Source organism: Pseudactinotalea terrae, from assembly GCF_009733845.1.
In the GTDB taxonomy this organism is placed as follows: Bacteria; Actinomycetota; Actinomycetes; order Actinomycetales; family Beutenbergiaceae; genus Pseudactinotalea; species Pseudactinotalea terrae.
Genome location: NZ_WNXZ01000001.1, coordinates 692,651 through 705,060 on the forward strand (window position 1 = coordinate 692,651; position 12,410 = coordinate 705,060).

General features: G+C 70.3%; 16 protein-coding genes. 12 read left to right on the forward strand and 4 right to left on the reverse strand.

What is annotated here, in order from left to right; translation table 11 throughout:
- The first annotated feature begins 8 nt into the window (after positions 1-8).
- Positions 9-617 (forward strand): LysE/ArgO family amino acid transporter, encoded by a 609-nt coding sequence (locus GPA03_RS03140; RefSeq protein WP_241681062.1) that lies wholly within the window; start codon positions 9-11, stop codon positions 615-617.
- Here the strand turns inward: GPA03_RS03140 and GPA03_RS03145 are convergent.
- Positions 605-2,140 carry a molybdopterin-dependent oxidoreductase gene (locus tag GPA03_RS03145; RefSeq protein ID WP_241681063.1) on the reverse strand — a complete coding sequence of 512 codons (1,536 nt, stop codon included), beginning with the start codon at positions 2,138-2,140 and terminating at the stop codon, positions 605-607. The two genes, GPA03_RS03140 and GPA03_RS03145, sit on opposite strands and share 13 nt — an antisense overlap.
- 80 nt (positions 2,141-2,220) lie before the next feature.
- The gene (locus GPA03_RS03150) at positions 2,221-3,696 is read right to left on the reverse strand and encodes an MDR family MFS transporter (protein WP_241681064.1); all 1,476 of its coding nucleotides are present in this window, start codon (positions 3,694-3,696) and stop codon (positions 2,221-2,223) included.
- 96 nt (positions 3,697-3,792) lie between these two features.
- Between GPA03_RS03150 and GPA03_RS03155 the strand changes: the two genes are divergently transcribed.
- Both GPA03_RS03155 and GPA03_RS03160 read left to right on the forward strand, forming a co-directional pair.
- Entirely contained in the window at positions 3,793-4,221 is a 429-nt protein-coding gene (locus tag GPA03_RS03155) for a thioredoxin family protein (protein WP_241681065.1), read from the forward strand.
- A complete protein-coding gene (locus GPA03_RS03160) occupies positions 4,218-4,676 on the forward strand; it encodes a DUF4395 domain-containing protein (protein ID WP_156250525.1) in 459 nt (152 codons plus the stop codon). Before GPA03_RS03155 ends, GPA03_RS03160 begins: the two co-directional genes overlap by 4 nt.
- Positions 4,677-4,707: 31 nt before the next feature.
- Here GPA03_RS03160 and GPA03_RS03165 read toward each other — a convergent pair whose 3' ends face one another.
- Positions 4,708-5,694 carry an LLM class F420-dependent oxidoreductase gene (locus GPA03_RS03165; protein ID WP_156250526.1) on the reverse strand — a complete coding sequence of 329 codons (987 nt, stop codon included), beginning with the start codon at positions 5,692-5,694 and terminating at the stop codon, positions 4,708-4,710.
- 67 nt (positions 5,695-5,761) lie between these two features.
- On the reverse strand, positions 5,762-6,358 hold the full coding sequence (locus GPA03_RS03170; RefSeq protein WP_156250527.1) for a DUF4126 domain-containing protein: 597 nt from the start codon (positions 6,356-6,358) through the stop codon (positions 5,762-5,764).
- A gap of 98 nt (positions 6,359-6,456) precedes the next feature.
- Between GPA03_RS03170 and GPA03_RS03175 the strand changes: the two genes are divergently transcribed.
- The 9 genes from GPA03_RS03175 to GPA03_RS03215 all read left to right on the forward strand — a co-directional run bounded on the left by GPA03_RS03175 (position 6,457) and on the right by GPA03_RS03215 (position 12,398).
- A complete protein-coding gene (locus tag GPA03_RS03175) occupies positions 6,457-7,068 on the forward strand; it encodes a CDP-alcohol phosphatidyltransferase family protein (protein ID WP_241681066.1) in 612 nt (203 codons plus the stop codon).
- The gene (locus tag GPA03_RS03180; protein ID WP_156250528.1) at positions 7,065-7,931 is read left to right on the forward strand and encodes a DUF881 domain-containing protein; all 867 of its coding nucleotides are present in this window, start codon (positions 7,065-7,067) and stop codon (positions 7,929-7,931) included. The genes GPA03_RS03175 and GPA03_RS03180 overlap by 4 nt, the downstream gene beginning before the upstream one ends.
- Before the next feature lie 52 nt (positions 7,932-7,983).
- Positions 7,984-8,316 (forward strand): small basic family protein, encoded by a 333-nt coding sequence (locus GPA03_RS03185; RefSeq protein ID WP_156250529.1) that lies wholly within the window; start codon positions 7,984-7,986, stop codon positions 8,314-8,316.
- Positions 8,313-9,023 (forward strand): DUF881 domain-containing protein, encoded by a 711-nt coding sequence (locus tag GPA03_RS03190; protein ID WP_156250530.1) that lies wholly within the window; start codon positions 8,313-8,315, stop codon positions 9,021-9,023. Before GPA03_RS03185 ends, GPA03_RS03190 begins: the two co-directional genes overlap by 4 nt.
- Positions 9,024-9,096: 73 nt before the next feature.
- Positions 9,097-9,567 (forward strand): FHA domain-containing protein, encoded by a 471-nt coding sequence (locus tag GPA03_RS03195; RefSeq protein WP_156250531.1) that lies wholly within the window; start codon positions 9,097-9,099, stop codon positions 9,565-9,567.
- Positions 9,564-10,316, forward strand: a complete 753-nt coding sequence (gene ftsR, locus GPA03_RS03200) for a transcriptional regulator FtsR (protein WP_156250532.1) — start codon at positions 9,564-9,566, stop codon at positions 10,314-10,316. Before GPA03_RS03195 ends, ftsR begins: the two co-directional genes overlap by 4 nt.
- 94 nt (positions 10,317-10,410) lie before the next feature.
- Positions 10,411-10,950: a bifunctional nuclease family protein gene (locus GPA03_RS03205; protein WP_241681131.1), complete on the forward strand. Its 540-nt coding sequence runs from the start codon at positions 10,411-10,413 to the stop codon at positions 10,948-10,950.
- 215 nt (positions 10,951-11,165) lie between these two features.
- Positions 11,166-11,768 (forward strand): MerR family transcriptional regulator, encoded by a 603-nt coding sequence (locus GPA03_RS03210; protein ID WP_156250534.1) that lies wholly within the window; start codon positions 11,166-11,168, stop codon positions 11,766-11,768.
- 9 nt (positions 11,769-11,777) lie between these two features.
- A complete protein-coding gene (locus tag GPA03_RS03215; protein ID WP_156250535.1) occupies positions 11,778-12,398 on the forward strand; it encodes an L-threonylcarbamoyladenylate synthase in 621 nt (206 codons plus the stop codon).
- Positions 12,399-12,410 lie beyond the last annotated feature (12 nt).

Genomic DNA, 12,410 nt, shown 5'->3' on the forward strand with positions numbered 1-12,410 from the left:
GTGCGCGCGTGCTCCCTCTCCTGTCCGGCCTGGCTGCCGGCCTGTCGCTCATCGTCGCGATCGGCGCGCAGAACACGTTCGTGCTCCGGCAGGGCTTGGCGCGCAGCAACGTGGGCCTGGTGGTCCTCGTGTGCGCCGCCTCGGACGCGGTGCTGATCGCCGCGGGTGTGGCTGGGCTCGGAGCCCTCGTGACCCACGCTCCGGTCGCCCTCGAGATCGTCCGCTGGGGCGGCGCCGCCTTCCTCCTCGGCTACGGCGCGCGAGCGGCGATCAAGGCCTGGCGCGGCGAGTCGATGCCGGATCCGACCGAGCGCCGCGGCACGGCCGGCGCGGCCGTTCTGGCGACCGCGCTCGCACTCACGTGGCTCAACCCGCACGTGTACCTGGACACCGTGGTGCTGCTCGGTTCGATGGCTGCCACCCATGGAGCCGATCGCTGGTGGTTCGCGCTGGGGGCGATGACCGGATCCGTGCTCTGGTTCACCGCACTCGGCCTGGGCGCGCGGCTCCTCGTCCCCGTGTTCCGACGGCGGAGCTCGTGGCGCGTGCTCGACGGCGCCATCGCCGTGGTCATGGTCGTGCTCGCCGCGCAGCTGTTGCTGCGTCACTCCACGTAGACGTAGATCGTGTGGAGCCCGGTCGACCCGTCCGGGACCGGAGCGCTGGGTGCCGCGACCTGGTGCTCGCCGTTCGCGTCGGTGGCCCTCACGGTGAGGGTGTGCTTGCCGACGGGCGCCTCCCAGTGCCAGTACCACTGCCGCCACGAGTCGATCGAGGGTTCAGCCGCGAGCTCGGCACGCTGCCACGCGCCGTCGGCACCCACGCGTACCTCGACCCGCTCGATGCCGGTGCGCTGGGCCCAGGCGACCCCGGCAACCACGACCCGGCCCGCAGCGACGCGCGCAGAGGGTGCCGGCACGTCGATCCGTGAGGACATCTTGATCGGCCCCCGTGCCGACCAGCCGCGCGAGGTCCAGTAGCCGGCGTCGGCGGCGAACGTCGTCACCTTCAGCTCGACCAGCCACTTGGTCGCTGACACATATCCGTACAGGCCAGGCACCACCATCCGCACCGGGTAGCCGTGCTCGAGGGGGAGCGGCTCACCGTTCATGCCGACGGCGAGAAGCGCGGCCCGGTCGTCGGTCAGCGCCGCCAGCGGAGTGGAGGCGGTGAACCCGTCGCTGCTGGCCGAGAGCACCATGTCCGCCTCGGGCAGCGGCGCCGCGCGTGCCAACAGCTCCCGGATCGGCCATCCGGTCCAGACCGCGTTCCCGATCAGGTCGCCGCCGACGGTGTTGGACACGCAGGCGAGCGTCGTCAGCGACTCGACCATCGGCTGGGCGAGAAGCTCGGCGAAGTCGATCTCGATCTCGTTCTCGACCAGCCCGTGCACCCGGAGCCGCCACTGCGACGCGTCGAGCGCAGGCGGCACGAGCGCCGTGTCGATGCGATAGAAGTCCGTGCTCGGCGTGATGTACGGCGGCATGTCCTCGACATCGACCTCGGCATCAGCGGGCACCGTGACGGGGTCGTCGATCTCGGGCAGCACCACGTCGGAGCGCTCCGCCTCGCTCCGGTCCCGCCCTGTCAGCACCGAGCCCACCACGGCCACCAACGCCGCGATCACGGTCGTCGCACCGGCCCACCGCAGCACGGCCCGCCGGTCCGCGTCACTCTCGCTCGGCGCGTTCCGCCATCGGTGCAGGAGCACGCCCGCACCTGCCGCGACGCCGAGCACGCTGGGCAGCGCGTCGAGCGCGATCGCGCCCGGACGTAGCGCCACCACGGTCACCACAGCCGCCCCGAGCGCCGCGAAGGTCCCGATCGCCAGCCCGCGACGGCCGGAGCCGCCCTGGTGCTTCGGAGCGCCCAGCACCCCGATCACCCCGCACACGAGGGTGATCACGACGACCATGCCCGCGATCAGCACCTGCTTGTCACGCTGCCCGAACGCCGCGATCGCCCAGTCCTTCAGCCATGCGGGCGTGGCGTCGATGAACGCCGCGCCGATCGCGAGCAGCGGGGAGGGCACCGCACCGGCGAGCCCCGCACCGGTGAGGACCGCCGCGAGCAGGGTCGCCACCGCGACCGTGACCGCGCCTGCCGCGATCCCGGTGAGCGCTGCCGCGCCGCGTGACATCTGCTCAGTGTTCGGTGTGCACGCGCTCACCGCAACCATCGCGGCCACGTCGGACCGCACTGCGCCGACGTCGGGCCACGTCAGTGGGCGACCGGTGCGTCCTCGACCGCGTCGACGGACTCGGCGGGCTTGCGGATCAGCGCACCGATGGGCACCGCCAGCGCCGCGAGCACAGCACCGGCCAGGAACGCACCGGTGACACCCGTGGCCAGCGCCGTGGCCTCGGGAACGCCCTGCTCCTCGAGCGCCACCTGGCGGCTGACCATCAGCACCACGAACATCGCCGTGCCCGCGGCGCCCGCGAGCTGCTGCACGGTGCCGATCGTCGCTGAGCCGTGCGAGTACAGGTGCGGCTTCAAGGATCCGAGCGCCGAGGTGAACAGCGGCGTGAAGGTGAACGCCAGACCCACCGAGAGCAGCACGTGCCAGGCGAGCACGGTCCCCGAGGACGAGTTCTCGTCGAGCCGGGACATCAGGAACAGCGCTATCGCCACCGCGGTGCAGCCGGGCATGATCAGCGGCCGCGGCCCCCAGGCGTCGAACAGGCGGCCCACGAGAGGTCCGAGCAGACCCATGGTCAGGCCGCCTGGGACCAGCAGGAGCCCGGTCGCGAGACTCTCGAGGCCCAGAGCGTCCTGGAGGTACAGGGGCAGCAGGATGATCGTCCCGAACAAGGCCCCCATCAGCACCAGCATCAGCAGCACCGACAACGTGAAGGAGCGCGTGGTGAACGTGCGCAGGTCGAGCAGCGCGGCGTCGCGCCTCTGCAGCGAGCGCTGGCGGAGCACGAAGAACACGAGCGCCGCGACGCCGATCACGATCGGGACCCCGGGCGAGACCGCCGGCGGGTGGTAGACCGACTCACCGATCGAGGACAGCCCGAAGATCAGACCGCCGAACCCGAAGCCGGAGAGCGCGACCGATGGGAGGTCGAGCGCAAGGCGCCGCGGCTCCGAGACGTTGGGTACGCGCAGGATCCCGATCACCAGCATGGCCACGACCAAGGGCAGCACCACCCAGAACAACCCGCGCCAGTCCAGCACCGACAGGATCAGCCCGGAGACGGCGGGCCCGATCGCCGGTGCCACGGACATCACGATTGAGATGTTGCCCATCACGCGGCCACGACGCATCGGCGGGACCAGCTGCATCACGGTCGTCATCAGCAGCGGCATCATGATCGCTGTCCCGACCGCCTGCACCACCCGGCCGGCCACGAGCACGCTGAAGCTGGGGGCGAGCGCGCAGATCAGCGTGCCGATCGAGAACGAGATCATCGACGTGCAGTACACGGTGCGGGTCGAGAGCCGCTGCAGGAGGAAGCCCGTGACCGGGATCACCACGGCCATGGTGAGCATGAACGCCGTCGTGACCCACTGGGCGGTGGCGGCCTCGATACCGAGGCCGGTCATGATGTGACTGAGTGCCACCCCCATGATCGTCTCGTTGAGGATCAGGACGAAGGCGCTGGCGAGCAGGAGCGTGATCACCAGGCGGGTGCGAGGATCGAGACGCTGAGGGGCTGATGTTGCATCGGTAGGGGCAGGCGCAGTCACGAGGGACGAGCCTAGATCGGGATGCGCCGTCGTCCACCATGTAATACGCCCAGGGCGGAACGGGTCAGACGCCGGCTCGGGATCTACCGTCGAGGCGTGGATCTCGAGTGGCGTGTCACGGTGCTGCTGGCGGCGTTGGCCGTGGGCGGCATCGGCTGGCTGCTCCTGCAGCGCGGCCGTGGGGTGCTCAGGACTGCGACCGTCCGGGCCGCGCTGCCGACGGCGGTCGCACCCCATGCAGGGGAGCGGCTCACCATCGTCCAGGTCTCCAGCGAGCACTGCTCCTCGTGCGGGCTCGGGGCCCGCGTGTGGCGCAAGGCGGTCGCGGAACAGCCTGGCGTCACCTTCGCCGAGATCGACGCCGTCGATCACATGGACCTGGTCCGCGATCTCGGCATCCTGACCACCCCGACCGCGCTGCTCTACGACGGCGCGGGCGTGCTCCGCGGGCGCGTCACCGGCGCCCCGACCCCGAAGGCGGCTGCCGACGCCGTCGCCACTGCTGAGGTTGGAGTCTCGTCATGAGCGTCGACGACGCACGTCAGATCAACAAGGCTGGCATCGACCCACGCGGTCCTCGGATGGGTGCGGCGATCACCGCGGTCCTGCTGATCGCGGCGATCCTGCTCGGCCCAGGCGCCGGCACGATCGTGCTCGCCGTCGTCGTCGCGTCGTTCCTGCTCGGTGCCCTGCGAGGAGCGCAGGGGACCTGGCAGGGCCTGGTGTTCGCAGCGTTGATCAAGCCGCGCTTGTCACCGCCGGAGGAGCTCGAAGCGCCCGAGCCGCCCCAGTTCGCGCAGGTGGTCGGACTGGTGATCACCGGCCTCGGGCTCGGGCTGACGCTGCTGGGCGCGACCTGGGCGCTGACCGTGTTCGGCGTGCTGGCCCTGGTTGCTGCCACGCTCAACGCCCTCACCGGCTTCTGCCTCGGCTGCGAGATCTACCTGCTGCTGCGGCGGTGGGCGACCGCGCGGGCCTGACCGGCCTGCGCGATCACCGTGCCGACGATGCTCAGGCGAGCGCGGGCATGACCTCGCGCTCGAACAGCTCGATGCCGCCGCGGTCGAAAGCTGCCTCGGGGAAGTAGCAGATCGCGTAGGCGAGGCCCGCGTCCTTGACCTCGGACAGCCGCTCGACCACCTGCTCCGGCGTGCCGTACCCGACGTTGTTGCGCAGGCCCGCGACGATCTCGGCCGCGCGGTCGGCCCCCAGCACCGAGGCGACGCGCGCTTCGTGAGCGGCCAACCGGTCGGCCGCCTCGGCCTCGGTCGCCCCGATGACGATGTTGTAGTCGCTGGTCCGGGTGATCTCCTCGAACGGCCGCCCGACCCTCTCGCAATGGCCCCGCAGGATCTCGCTCTTGTGCGTGAAGCCCTCGATCGAGCCGTCGAAGTTCGTGTAGTCCGCGTACTGCGCGGCGATCCGCAGCGTCACCTTCTCACCGCCGCCGGCGATCCACAGCGGGATGCCACCCTGCTGGAGCGGCAGCGGCCGGACGATCGCGCCGTCGACCTGGTAGTGCCTGCCCTCGAGAGTGGCGACGCCCTCCGTCCAGGCCTGCCGCATGATCTGGACGCCCTCGTCCAGTCGGGCGAGACGCTCACCGGCGCGCGGGAAGCCGTAGCCGTACGCGCGCCACTCGTGCTCGTACCAGCCGCCACCGATGCCCATCTGGGTGCGACCGCCCGAGATCACGTCGACGGTGGCTGCCACCTTGGCGAGGTAGGCGGGGTTGCGGTAGCTCATGCAGGAGCACATCTGACCGAGCTTGACCCGCGAGGTCGTCGCCGCGAACGCGGCCATCAAGGTCCATGCCTCGTGCGTGGCCTCGTCGGTGGGTTCGGGGGTGGTGTGGAAGTGGTCGTAGACCCAGATGGAGTCCCAGTCGCCGCCGTCGGCGTGCCTGGCGATCTCCAGCATGCGGTTCCACTGCTCGGCGGGGTCGATGCCGACCAGGTCGAGGCGCCATCCCTGCGGTACGAAGAGTCCGAATCTCATGCGCACATCTTGCCGCCTGCGGCCCACGCCGGGAACCGCTGTCCACCCGGAGAGGTCTGCTGCGCCGTCAACCCGTCGTCAGTTCTCGCCGTCGTCTGGCCAGGCGCTGCCGGATCCAGAACGCCATCGCCACCAGCAGGAGCAGGAACACGATCACCAGGATGGGGACCAGGATCGCGAGCGCGGTCATCGTCAGGGCACCCACATCCTCGACCGTCGAGACCACCGGGGCTCCGAGACCTCCCGTGGACATATTGACGACGGCGCGCCCGCTCGCCTTGGTGAGGTGCGTCGACAGGGCGAGGACCAGGCCGATGATGAACGGCACCACCGCGGAGCTGGTGAAGAACGCGCCCGGATCGGTGATCGCCGGGGTCTCGGAGGAGGACCCGGCAGCGAACACGATGCCGCCGGCGGTGGGGCGCACGAGCGTCTGCACCACGTCGTTGACGTGGTCGACCGCGGGAACCTTGTCGGCGACCACGTCGAGCACCAGCAGCACGGCAAGGACGCCGATCACCCAGCCGTTCTCGAGCCACTGCCACTGTGCGGGCAGGTCCACCAGGTCGGTGTAGCGAGCGAGCAGGCCGACCGAGAGCATCGGGATGAAGGCGTTGAGTCCGGCGGACAGCGCCAGACCGGATCCCGTGAGAAGCTCGAGCATCGGACCTCCCCTGTTCGCCAGGCCGACCGGCCCTGACCTCGGGTCACATTCTGGCACCCGCGAGGGCAAGCACCGAGGAGATCACCTAGTCTTGCGCCGTGGGCGAGGCGCGGAGCGACGAGGTCGAGACCGCGCCCGACCGCGTCTGGACCATCCCGAACGCGATCTCGTTCCTGCGGCTGCTCATGGTCCCCGTGGTGCTCATCCTCATCCTCACGGGCAAAGACGTCGCGGCCGTCGTCGTGCTGGTCTGCTCGGGCGCGAGCGACTGGGTCGACGGCGTGATCGCCCGCAAGTTCAACCAGACCTCCCGCCTCGGACGCTTCCTGGACCCCTCGGCCGATCGCCTGTTCATCGCGGTGACGTTGATCGGGATGGCCGTCCGCGAGCTGATCCCGTGGTGGCTCGTGGTCGTGGTGTTCGCACGTGACGCCGTGGTCGGTGCGCTGCTGCCGTTCATGATGCGCCGCGGCTATCCGGGCTTCCCCGTGCACCTGGCCGGCAAGGCCGGCACCTTCGCCCTCATGTACGCGTTCCCGCTGCTGCTGCTGGCCAACGTCGACGGCGTTCTCGGCGACGTGGCGTGGGTGGTCGGTTGGGCCGCCGCCTTCTGGGGCGTGTTCCTGTACTGGTGCGCCTGCGCGCTGTACGTCGATCAGTTCCGGAAGGTCGTGTCGAACGACCTGGTCGCCTCAGGGTTGCGACGGTGACCGAGGCGGCCAACGCTTCGCGGGCGTCCGAGCCCCGCCCCGATGCCTCGATGACCCTCCTGCGGGAGGTGATGGAGCGACCGCTGGACGCGGGCTATGCCGAGGCTGCGGCGCGACGGGCAGCGGGGGAGGACCAGCCCACGAGCCGGGTGCAGCACGCTGCCCGCACCGCGCTCGTGCTGGTGCTCGCGGTGGCGATCGGGCTGGGCGGGGTGTGGGCAGCACGGGAGCTGCGCAGCCCGGCCCCGGGAATCAGCGCCAGGCAGGTGCTGATCGGGCAGATCCACGAGCGGTCGGAGACCACCGCCGAGCTCGTGGCCCAGAACACCGCGCTCCGCACAGAGATCCAAGACCTCCAGGAGCAGGCGTTCGGCGATGCCGCGGCTGCCGCGAACGACGCGGCGTCCGAGCTCGGGGTCTGGGCCGGTACCACGCCGGTGACCGGGCCCGGCGTCGTCCTGACGATGGAGGACTCCGACGCAGCACAGGCCGGCGAGCCCGACAGCGAACCGGGTCGCGTGCAGGACTTCGACCTGCAGGTCGTGGTCAACGCGTTGTGGGCGAGCGGAGCCGAGTCCATCGCCATCAACGGGGTCCGACTCACCGCCGCGACGGCCATCCGCTCCGCGGGTTCGACCGTACTGGTGGATCTGCAGCCGCTGCTCTCGCCCTACACGATCGAGGCGATCGGCGACCCGGACGAACTCCGCACCGCCTTCGCCCGTACCACCGGCGCGTCCCACCTCAGCGCGCTCAGCTCGCCGGAGTACGGGATCTCGAGCCAGCTGTCGGTGGCTGCGGAGCTGACGCTCCCGGCCGGCACGGCGTCCGCCCTGGAGCTCGCCGTGCGGAGCGAGGACTGAGTGCCGTGTCGTGCGACACTGACGGCGGTCAAGGCGCAGGAGGAGGCGCACGATGATTGCAGTGATCGGCCTCGTGATCGGGGTCGTGCTCGGGCTCGTGCTTCAGCCCAGCGTCCCGGCTGAGCTCCAGCCCTACCTCCCGATCGCGGTGGTGGCGGCGCTCGACGCGCTCTTCGGAGCAGTGCGCGCACGACTCGAGAAGAAGTTCGACGATCGAGTCTTCGTGACGTCCTTCCTGTTCAACGTCCTGGTCGCGGCGTTCATCGTCTTCCTCGGCGACCAGCTCGGCGTCGGAGCTCAGCTGACCACCGCCGTCGTGGTGGTGCTGGGGATCCGGATCTTCTCCAACGCGGCCTCGATCCGCAGGCATGTGCTCAAGGCATGAGCGCGCCCACGCCCGAGAGCGCGCCCGCCGAGAACCGGGGCCGCGGTATCCGCAGCCAGCTCCTCGTGGCGGGACTGTGCCTGCTGCTCGGGTTCGCGATCGTCACGCAGGTGCGCCAGACGCAGGGCGACGAGCTGGCAGGTGTGCGGCAGGACGACCTGATCCGGCTGGCCGCGGAGATCACGCAACGCAACGAGGTGCTCGAGCAGGAGGCTGCCGAGCTCCGTGAGGACCGTGCTGCGCTGCTGAGCGGTTCGGTCGACAGCCGCTCCGCCGAGGACTATCTCGAGGTGCAGCAGATCCTGGCCGGCACGGTTCCCGTCGAGGGGCCCGGGGTGGTCATGGACGTCACCGGGACATCGGACGTGACCGCCCAGGACCTGGTCCACGTGCTGGAGGAGCTGCGGAACGCCGGCGCCGAGGCAATCTCGCTGTCCGACGTGCGAATCGTCGCCTCGAGCCACTTCGTGCACACCGACGACGGGCTCGCGGTCGACGGGGTCCAGCTGGAGGACCAGCACCAGTGGCGCATCATCGGAGATGCGGCCAAGATCGCGGTCGCGCTGGACATCCCGGGCGGTGCGCTCGACGCCTACGCGAACCAGGGGGCGACCGTCGAGGTCGAGGAACGCCCCCTGGTGCAGATCACTGCGATCCGCACGGTCGAGGAACCCGAGTACGCGACCCCCAACCCTGGGGAGAACTGACTCCCTCTCACCCTCAACCGGAGGGTAAGGTTTCAGATCAAACCCGACCCCGCCCAACCACGAAGGCCCACCGATGACCTCCGAAGATCCCGACGCCTTCTCGCAGGGGCACACGACGGCGAGCTTCGATCGCATCGTCCCCGGCGAGCCGGAGCCCGGTCGCGCCGGTACCGACGCGAGCGATCGCGCCGCCATCGAGGCGTTGCCGCCCTCGTCGGCGCTGCTGATCGTCCAGCACGGCCCCAACGCGGGCGCGCGCTTCCTGCTCGACGCCGAGACGGTGACCGCCGGCCGCGACATCAAGGCCGACATCTTCCTCGACGACGTCACGGTCTCGCGCCGGCACGCCGAGTTCAAGTTCGCCGGCGGAGAGTTCGCGGTCCGCGATGTCGGGAGCCTGAACGGCACGTACGTCAACCGGGAGCGCATCGACTCCGCCACTCTCGTCGCCGGGGACGAGGTGCAGATCGGCAAGTACCGCCTGACGTTCCATCCCAGCCCCAACCGGGCGGCGGCGACACCGCCGGCAGAGCCGACGTCGTGACCGTCGCCGACGCTCACGGCCACGACGAGGCGGAGCGCTGGCCGTTCGGGGTGCCCCGTACCCCGACGATGAGCATCGGTTCGGCGCTCAGCGTGCTGCAGCAGGAGTTCCCTGCTGTCACGATCTCGAAGATCCGGTTCCTCGAGGACCAGGACATCGTGTGCCCGCACCGGACCCCCTCCGGCTATCGCACCTACAGCCAGGCCGACATCGAGCGGCTGCGGTTCGCGCTGGCGGCGCAGCGCGACTCCTACCTGCCGTGGGCCAAGATCCGGGAGCGGCTCGACGAGCTCGACAACGGCTCCGCAGGCGTACCTGCGCCGGGCGCGCGTGTGGTCACCGAAGATGGTGAGCTCTCCGCCACGGTGACGCGGAGCAGGCTCACGGCCGCGCAGCTAGCGGAGGCCGCTGGCGCCGAGGAGGCGCTGGTGGTCGAGCTCACCGAGGTCGGCGTCATCGGTACCGACGCCGGTAGCAAGTACCCGGCCGGAACGGTAGAGGTGGTGCGTGCGGTGCTGGAGCTGGCCGAGCATGGCGTGCAGGCCCGACACCTGCGGGCCCTGCGGTCCGCCGCCGATCGTCAGATCGATCTGGTGGAGGCGATCGTGGCGCCGGTGCGTTCGCATCGCTCCGGGCCCGGTTCGGCGGGATCTCGAGCCCGGGCGCACTCGCTCGCGACCGACGTGGCCGACTCGTTCGCGCGGCTGCACTCGGCCCTGCTACGCACAGGTGTCGATCGCATCGTCTGACCCGCTGGTCACGATCGCGCAACGGCCGGAGATCCACGTTCCGTTTCGACCATCGTGCACGGGTGCCGCGGCGTAGCGTGTCCACGTGCGCAAGATGGGCGTCCTCGGAGTCAGGGTGCGCGTCGCGGACCCCGAGCACGATGTCCTGGTCGTGCTGTCGGAGGCCGACGGCGAGCTCTCGCTACCGATCGTGATCGGCCCTCACGAGGGGGTCGCGATCGCGACGGCACAGGCGGGCGTGTCGTCGCCGCGCCCGGGACCGCACGACCTGCTGCTCACGTCCTTGCGCGCAGCCGGGGTGGGCCTGACCTCCGTGAGCATCACCGAGCTTCGCGAGGGCACGTTCATCGCCGAGCTGGTGCTGAGCAACGGGGAGAGGGTCGATGCGCGAGCCTCGGACGCGATCGCGCTCGCGCTGCGCGCAGCTGTCGACGTGTACTGCGCCGAGGACGTGCTCGCGGAGGCGGCGATCGTCATCGCGCACGACGACGATGACCCCGATCCTGATGACGACGGCGCGCTCCACATCGAGATCTCCGGTGGCGCCGCGCAGGACGAGGACGCGGTCGCCGAGTTCCGTGAGTTCCTCGACCAGATCGACCCCAGCGACTTCGACGACCCGGAACGGCCGTGATCTTGCGATTCCTTGGTCAACCCTCGACCTCACCTCGAGGGTGAGACACACCATCGCGACACGCCGAACGGCTGCTTGTGGCGACGTCTTTGACCCCGGCACCCGCTACCCCTACCGTGGTGGGCAGCCGGACGGAATCCACCGGCTGGTCACCACGTGGTGACTGTGCGCGCAGGCGTAGAGTGGGTTCGTCTGCACGAGGAGAGTAGGTACGCGTGAGCGGCAGTGACAACGCGGGTGCGGCCAGCGCGGCCGAGACCGCTGCGGGCGTCCCCCAGCGCGCACAGGGTCTGCTGTTCGGCGACACGTTGCCGGACCTCGACGAGGCGACCGGCTACCGCGGCCCCACGGCGTGCCGCGCGGCCGGCATCACCTACCGTCAGCTGGACTACTGGGCGCGCACCGGCCTGGTCGAGCCGTCGATCCGCTCCGCGAGCGGCTCAGGCACCCAGCGTCTCTACAGCTTCCGGGACGTGCTCGTCCTCAAGGTCGTCAAGCGACTTCTCGACACCGGGGTCTCGCTGCAGCAGATCCGTTCCGCGGTCGAGCACCTGCGTGACCGAGGGGTCGACGACCTCGCGAACATCACGCTCATGAGCGATGGCGCCTCGGTGTACGAGTGCACCTCGGCCGACGAGGTCATCGACCTGGTGCAGGGTGGCCAGGGCGTGTTCGGCATCGCGGTCGGTCGCGTCTGGCGGGAGGTCGAGGGCAGCCTCGCCGAGTTCCCCACCGAGCGTGCGACCGACGAGAGCGATGCAGGGAACGTCGGCGAGGACGAGCTCTCTCGTCGCCGTCGCGCCCGCCAGACCGGCTGACGCACCGCCATGGCGCGGTACTTCGATGTCCACCCCGTCGATCCGCAGCCGCGGTCGATCAGCCAGGCCGTCGACATCCTGCGCAGCGGCGGCCTGCTGGCGTACCCAACGGATTCCTGCTACGCCCTGGGATCCTCGCTGGACAACCAGGCCGGGCGGGACCGCATCCTCTCGCTGCGCGGCCTCGATGACCGGCACCACTTCACCCTGGTGTGCGCCGACTTCGCGCAGCTCGGGCAGTTCGTTCACGTCGACAACTCGACGTTTCGGACCATCCGTGCGGCCACGCCCGGCTGCTACACCTTCATCCTGCCGGCCACCAAAGAGGTCCCCAGGCGCCTGCTGCACCCCAAGAAGAAGACCGTGGGCGTGCGCATCCCCGACCACCCGGTCGTGCACGCGCTGCTGGCGCAGATGGGCGAACCGATCCTCTCGAGCACGTTGCTGCTGCCTGGGGAGGAGGATCCGCTCACCGATGGCTGGGAGATCAAGGAGCGCCTCGACCACGTGCTCGACGGCGTGATCGACTCGGGGGAGTGCGGTGACGTCCCGACGACGGTCGTGGACTTCTCCAGCGGGGTGCCGGAGGTCGTGCGCGTCGGTGCGGGGGACCCTCACCGCTTCGAGTAATGCTGCCGCCAC

Bases quoted from the DNA above. Each gene is read 5' to 3' on its own strand.
- GPA03_RS03215 (WP_156250535.1), top strand. From the start codon at position 11,778: ATGGCGCGGTACTTCGATGTCCACCCCGTCGATCCGCAGCCGCGGTCG.
- GPA03_RS03145 (WP_241681063.1), bottom strand. From the start codon at position 2,140: ATGTCACGCGGCGCGGCAGCGCTCACCGGGATCGCGGCAGGCGCGGTC.
- GPA03_RS03185 (WP_156250529.1), top strand. From the start codon at position 7,984: ATGATTGCAGTGATCGGCCTCGTGATCGGGGTCGTGCTCGGGCTCGTG.
- GPA03_RS03205 (WP_241681131.1), top strand. From the start codon at position 10,411: ATGGGCGTCCTCGGAGTCAGGGTGCGCGTCGCGGACCCCGAGCACGAT.
- GPA03_RS03170 (WP_156250527.1), bottom strand. From the start codon at position 6,358: ATGCTCGAGCTTCTCACGGGATCCGGTCTGGCGCTGTCCGCCGGACTC.
- GPA03_RS03160 (WP_156250525.1), top strand. From the start codon at position 4,218: ATGAGCGTCGACGACGCACGTCAGATCAACAAGGCTGGCATCGACCCA.
- GPA03_RS03195 (WP_156250531.1), top strand. From the start codon at position 9,097: ATGACCTCCGAAGATCCCGACGCCTTCTCGCAGGGGCACACGACGGCG.
- GPA03_RS03190 (WP_156250530.1), top strand. From the start codon at position 8,313: ATGAGCGCGCCCACGCCCGAGAGCGCGCCCGCCGAGAACCGGGGCCGC.
- GPA03_RS03165 (WP_156250526.1), bottom strand. From the start codon at position 5,694: ATGAGATTCGGACTCTTCGTACCGCAGGGATGGCGCCTCGACCTGGTC.